Consider the following 5,424-nt stretch of genomic DNA (forward strand, 5'->3'; position numbering starts at 1 on the left):
TGATCGCGCGCCTTCGCCGCCTTCGCGGTGGCCACCTCGCCGTCCTTGTGGAAGCCCTTCTGGCTGCCAAGCGGGTTCACCACGATGGGGGAGGCATAGCGCGAACCGAAGATGGAGAGGTGGCTGTCCACCTTGCTCACGTCGATCAGTCGCCGCGGCTTGAGTACCCATCGATCGAAGCCGGCACGATTGGCGGCGATGGTGGCATCGTCGTCGGTGCCGGTCATCAGGTAGCCCCAGTGCGCCACCGGGATGTTCTGCCTGGCGACCGCCTCGAAGTCGAACACGTCGAGGGCGTCGGCGGCCTTCGCGATGAGCGGCGGTTGCGCCTGAGGCAGTACCGGGTGTTTGCCGTACCGGGCTAGTTCATCGGCCGCGTGCAACAGGGCGTCGCCCTGCTGCTGGCCACTCAGAGAGGCTAGCCAATCGGCATCGAGGCCGGCGGTGGCGAGCAGCGGACTGCCGGCGAGAAAGGCGAGAAACTGGCGGCGGGAATTCGGATCGATAGGCATGCCGACAATCGGCAGGAATTTCGCCCCGTTGTCCAGTCGCCCGCTCTCCGCGTTCGCGCGCCGAACGCTCGGCCCCCGGCACGCGTATTTTGGGGAGTCCCCGCCCCCCTTTTCCGTTTCAGATGCGACTTTTCCGCGTTCCCCGCGCCGCCGTTTTCGGCCGCACTCTGGCCGCGCTCTGCCTTGGCGGCGCGCCGTTCACCGCGACGGCCCAGCCGGCCCGTCCTGCCGGCGGCATGCGCCTCGATGCCGCGGTGGCCGATTCGTTCGCCCGCATTGCCCGCGCCCGTCCGCGCCCCACCGTGAACATCATCAAGCTCGAGGGCGCCGAGCCGGTGATCGATGGCCGGCTCGATGAGGGCGTCTGGAAGCAGGGGAGCCCGGTGAGTGAGTTCGTGCAGCGCGAGCTCAACGAGGGCGTGCCCGCCTCCGAACGGACCGAGGTGCGGTTCGCCAGCGACGGCAAGTATCTGTTCATCGGCGCGCGCATGTACGACCGCGAGCCGTCGTTGATCATTCCCGGCGAAAAGATCCGCGACGTGACACTGGCCAACAGTGACTACGTGGCGTTCATCTTCGATACGTATCACGATCACCAGAACGGGTTCGTGTTCGGCACGACCCCCGCGGGCGTCGAGTACGACGGCCAGGTGATTCGGGAAGGCGAAGGGGGCGGCGCCATGGTCGCTGGGCAGAACCGCATGCAGGCGGGCGCCATGGGCGGCTTCAATGTCAACTGGGATGCCAGCTGGACGGTGGCCACCACCGTCGACTCGCTCGGCTGGACGGCGGAGTTCCGCATTCCGTTCTCCACGATCCGGTATCAGTCGGCGAACGGCGAGCAGACCTGGGGGCTCAACGTCGCCCGCATGATCCGCCGCAAGAACGAGGAACTGTACTGGTCGTTCATTCCGCGGCAGTTCAACCTGTACCGCCTGTCACTCGCGGGCAATCTCGCGAAGCTCACCCCACCGGTGCGACGCATCCAGACGGTGACGCCGTACGTGTTGTCGTCGAGCCAGGAGCGCTGGAACAAGGGGATCAAGACCAGCACCACACCCACCGAAATCGGTGGTGAAATCAAGTACGGGGTCACCCCGGCGCTCACGCTCGATCTCACCGTGAACACCGACTTCGCGCAGGTGGAGGTCGACGATCAGCGCGTGAACCTCACGCGCTTCCCGATCTTCTTCCCGGAAAAGCGGCCGTTCTTCCTCGAGAACGCGGGGGTGTTCTCGGCGGGGACGCCGCAGGCAGTGGATCTCTTCTTCTCTCGCCGTATCGGCATCTCCAACACCGGCACGCCGCAACCCATTCTGGGGGGCGGACGCCTGTCGGGACGTGTGGGAGGCACCACGGTGGGGCTGTTGCAGATGGTCACCGATGCGCCAGAGCAGGGGACGTCGGGGCAGTCGTACTCCGTGGCGCGCGCGACGCGTGAAGTGGGAGCGCGTTCGCGTTTCGGCGTCATGGCGGTGCAGCGCATGGCTACCGACACCAGCGCCAACGTGAACCGCACCTTCGCAGTGGACGGCCGGCTCGGGGTCGGCCAGAAGTGGACCAGCGATCTGTGGGCGGCGAAGACGACGACACCCGGTCGCACCGGGGATGATCTTGCCTACAGCGCGCGCGTCGCATACGCGACCAACGTGTTCAACGCGAACGCGCGCGTGGCGCAGATCGGTGAGGATTTCAATCCGGAAGTGGGCTTCATGAGCCGACCGGCCGGCTATCGGGCGATGGATGCCACAGCGATGTACCTGTGGCGCAAGCCGGAGTGGGGCTGGTTCCGGCAGTGGAACCCGCACGTGAGTTACCGTGGCTTCTACGACATCGAAGACGGCTTCAAGCAGACCGGATACTGGCACCTCGACCTCACCGAGATCGAGTTCGCCAACAGTACGAAGTTCGGTCCCGAGTGGAACATCTCGCAGGAAGGGCTCAAGGTGCCCTTCGAGATCTCGCCCGGTGTGGTGCTGCCGGCTGGTGAATACCAGTGGGGGACGCTCGGGTTCGACTACACCACGGACCCGAGCGAGAACATCACCGCCACCGGCCGTTTCGATTTCGGCAACTTCTGGACGGGCACGCGCAACGGCGGCAGTGGCACGCTCACCATGCGACGCGGGGCGACCTTCTCCGGCTCGCTCACCGTCGATCACAACGATGTGCGACTGCCACAGGGGAACTTCAAGCGCACGCTGCAGGCGGTGCGCCTCAACTACTTCTTCACGCCGCGCATCTTCGTCCAGACGCTCACGCAGTACAACAATCAGCAGCGCATCTGGTCGGCGAACGTGCGCTTCGGCTGGCTCAACACGGCCGGTACCGGCCTCTTCGTGGTGCTCAACGACGGACGTGATGCCACTGGCTTCTTCAACTGGGTCCAGCCGCAACAGCGGAGTCTGTTCGTGAAGTTCACGCGGCAGTTCGGGACGGGTGGCTGACGCACTCGAGATACGGAGTAGAGGAGGCGCGGAGGTACGGGTTTCCCCTATGGTGCGACCGTTCCGTTCTTCGCATGTTGATCCCGCAGAGTGAGGGCGATGCCAACACGATGCTTCGGCGGGTCGGGGATCGATCCCGATTCCTCGGAGACACCGAGGCTGAGCGAGAGAGCACCGCGCGCACCGACCCGCTGCCACATTCCACCTTCGTGTGGAACGCACCGTTGATCGGGCGCTAGCGTCCGGACAATCGGGTGTCGGCGCGGACTCAGACGGCAGCAGGCGCCGTCACGACCACAGGTCGACGTTCTCCGCGGACGGCACAAGGAAGCGCCGGGTCCACCAGACCCGGCGCTTTCTGCTGTCTATGGCCCTCGAACGTGTTGTCAGTGCCCGGTGCCGGGTGTGTATGTTCCACGCATGCGAGACCACGCCGCCGACATTCGCGCTCTGCGCAAGCAATCCAACGCCGCCATCGCGGCGCTCGACCCCCAGTACGTGGCCAGCTTCATGAGCGACGAGGTGGAGGTCGCGGTGGCTGGCGGTCCCGTGTTGCGCGGCCGCGCCGCCAACATCGACGCCTGGGAGGCGCAGATGCGCGCCAAGGGCTTTGGCGGCTACGTGCGCACGCCCGAACAGGTCACTGTGGACCCGTCCGGTATCTCAGCTCGCGAGGTGGGGCACTGGGTTGGCCGATGGCGCGTGAACGGCCGAGCCCACGAGCAGGAGGGGCGCTACACGGCGGAGTGGAAGCTCGGTGCCATGGGGTGGGAAATCGTGCGCGAGTCGTTCACCGAGGCCGGCGACTGACCATGCTGCGCGTACGGCGGAGCGCACGCCCTGCCTGCACCCGGGTCACCTTGCCGTCCCGCATCGCGAAGACGCCGTTCAGCAGGACCTGTTCGATGCCAAGCGATGGTGCGGTGGGCTGCGTATACGTGGCCTGATCGATCACCGTTGCACTGTCGAACACGACCACATCAGCGAGCATTCCCGGCGCCAGGCGTCCGCGATCAGGCAACCCCATGAGCGACGCCGGTAGCCACGTCATCTTGCGAATGGCGGCCTGCCAACTCAACACGCGCTGCTCGCGCACGTAGCGGCCAAGCACGCGAGGGAAGGTGCCGAAGTAGCGCGGGTGCGACACCCGTTCAGGGAGTGCGGCGTCGCAGTCGCACGCAATGGCTACGTCGGGGTCGGCGATGAGTTGGACGAGGTCCGCCTCGGCGCCGAATCCGAGAATGGCACTTGGCATCCGGCGTTCGAGCACGCGCACCACCGCCTCGCCTGCGGACATGATCTGCTCGCGGTCCATGAACTGCTGCAGGGTGGTGCCGTCATCGTTGAGCAGGATGCCGGCGGCCCCGGTGAACCGGGCGGCGATGGCCTCGTCGGCCTCGGTGACGATCCGGGCGCGCACCGCGGGGTCGCGAAAGCGCTCACGCATGGCGTCCACGCCACCGTCCTGCGCCCATCCCGGGATGATGAGCGCGGCGAGCATCGTCTGTCCCGAGAGATAGGGGTACACGTCGCCCGCCACCCAGCGCCCGCGCCGGGTCTCGGCGTGCATGGTGTCGAGCATGCCCTTGGCGCGTCCCTGTTCACGACCCTGCAGCTTCATGTGCGTGAACACCGGGACCATGCCGGTGGCAAAGCCGATGCGCATGGTTTCCTGCATGCCGGCCACCGAGCTGTAGCCGCTCTCCGGTGTCACCCGATCATGGTTGGTGAAGAACGTCCCCCACGGCTTCGCCACGGCAAGGATGCGATTGACTTCGTCCACCGTGGCGAAGTAGGCCGGCTTGTAGTCCAGCCCGGCCGAGACGCCGAAGGCGCCGGCTTCGAGGGCGGCCAGTACCAACGCCTGCATGCGGGCGATCTGGTCATCGGTGGGGCGGACATCACGCGGCCCGACCACCGTGCTCCAGATGCTGTTGAACGGCACACTCGCAGCGGCGTTGATGGCGAGCCCGCGGGCCGCAAGCGTGTCGAGTTGAGCACCGACTGCCACCGCACCGTTGCCGTCGGCGTTCATCAAGACGGTGGTCACGCCCTGCGACAGGAGATTGGCGGCGGTGGGCAGGCCGCCGCGGTCGGCGTGACTGTGCACGTTGATGAATCCCGGCGCCACGATCTTGCCGCGTGCGTCGATCACGTCACGCCCCTGTGCGCGGCTCAAATCACCGACGCGCACGATGCGATCGCCGCGAATGCCGACGTCAGCGCGCCGTGGCATGGCACCGGTGCCGTCGATCACCATGCCGCCACGCACAATCACATCGTAGCGGTCGCTCTGCGCCTCGAGTGCGCCGGCACTGAGCAGCGCCGCCACAAGGGTAATCGTGCTGGTGATACGGGAAGGCGACGGCATCGGGGCTCCGAAATCAGGGAATGCGCAGGTAGGTCGCGAAGGTCACGCCGGTCGTGCGGCCCTGTGCATCTTCACGCATGTAGATCACGGCGAT

Annotated in this window: 4 protein-coding genes; 2 read left to right on the plus strand and 2 right to left on the minus strand. The window is 66.4% G+C overall.

All coding sequences use genetic code 11. The features are described from left to right. Positions 1-512: alpha-hydroxy-acid oxidizing protein (locus ACIQ6O_RS12230; RefSeq protein WP_396208071.1), on the minus strand; the 512-nt coding region annotated here is incomplete at its 3' end. A 122-nt stretch (positions 513-634) separates the two neighbouring features. Between ACIQ6O_RS12230 and ACIQ6O_RS12235 the strand changes: the two genes are divergently transcribed. Then, complete coding sequence (locus tag ACIQ6O_RS12235) at positions 635-2,959, plus strand: DUF5916 domain-containing protein (protein ID WP_396208072.1); 2,325 nt, start codon at positions 635-637, stop codon at positions 2,957-2,959. A gap of 420 nt (positions 2,960-3,379) precedes the next feature. Continuing rightward, entirely contained in the window at positions 3,380-3,769 is a 390-nt protein-coding gene (locus tag ACIQ6O_RS12240) for a nuclear transport factor 2 family protein (RefSeq protein WP_396208073.1), read from the plus strand. Here ACIQ6O_RS12240 and ACIQ6O_RS12245 read toward each other — a convergent pair. Then, positions 3,750-5,330 (minus strand): amidohydrolase family protein, encoded by a 1,581-nt coding sequence (locus ACIQ6O_RS12245; protein WP_396208074.1) that lies wholly within the window; start codon positions 5,328-5,330, stop codon positions 3,750-3,752. The genes ACIQ6O_RS12240 and ACIQ6O_RS12245 overlap by 20 nt on opposite strands. Positions 5,331-5,424: the final 94 nt, after the last annotated feature.

This window comes from Gemmatimonas sp. (genome assembly GCF_044345575.1).
In the GTDB taxonomy this organism is placed as follows: Bacteria; Gemmatimonadota; Gemmatimonadetes; order Gemmatimonadales; family Gemmatimonadaceae; genus Gemmatimonas.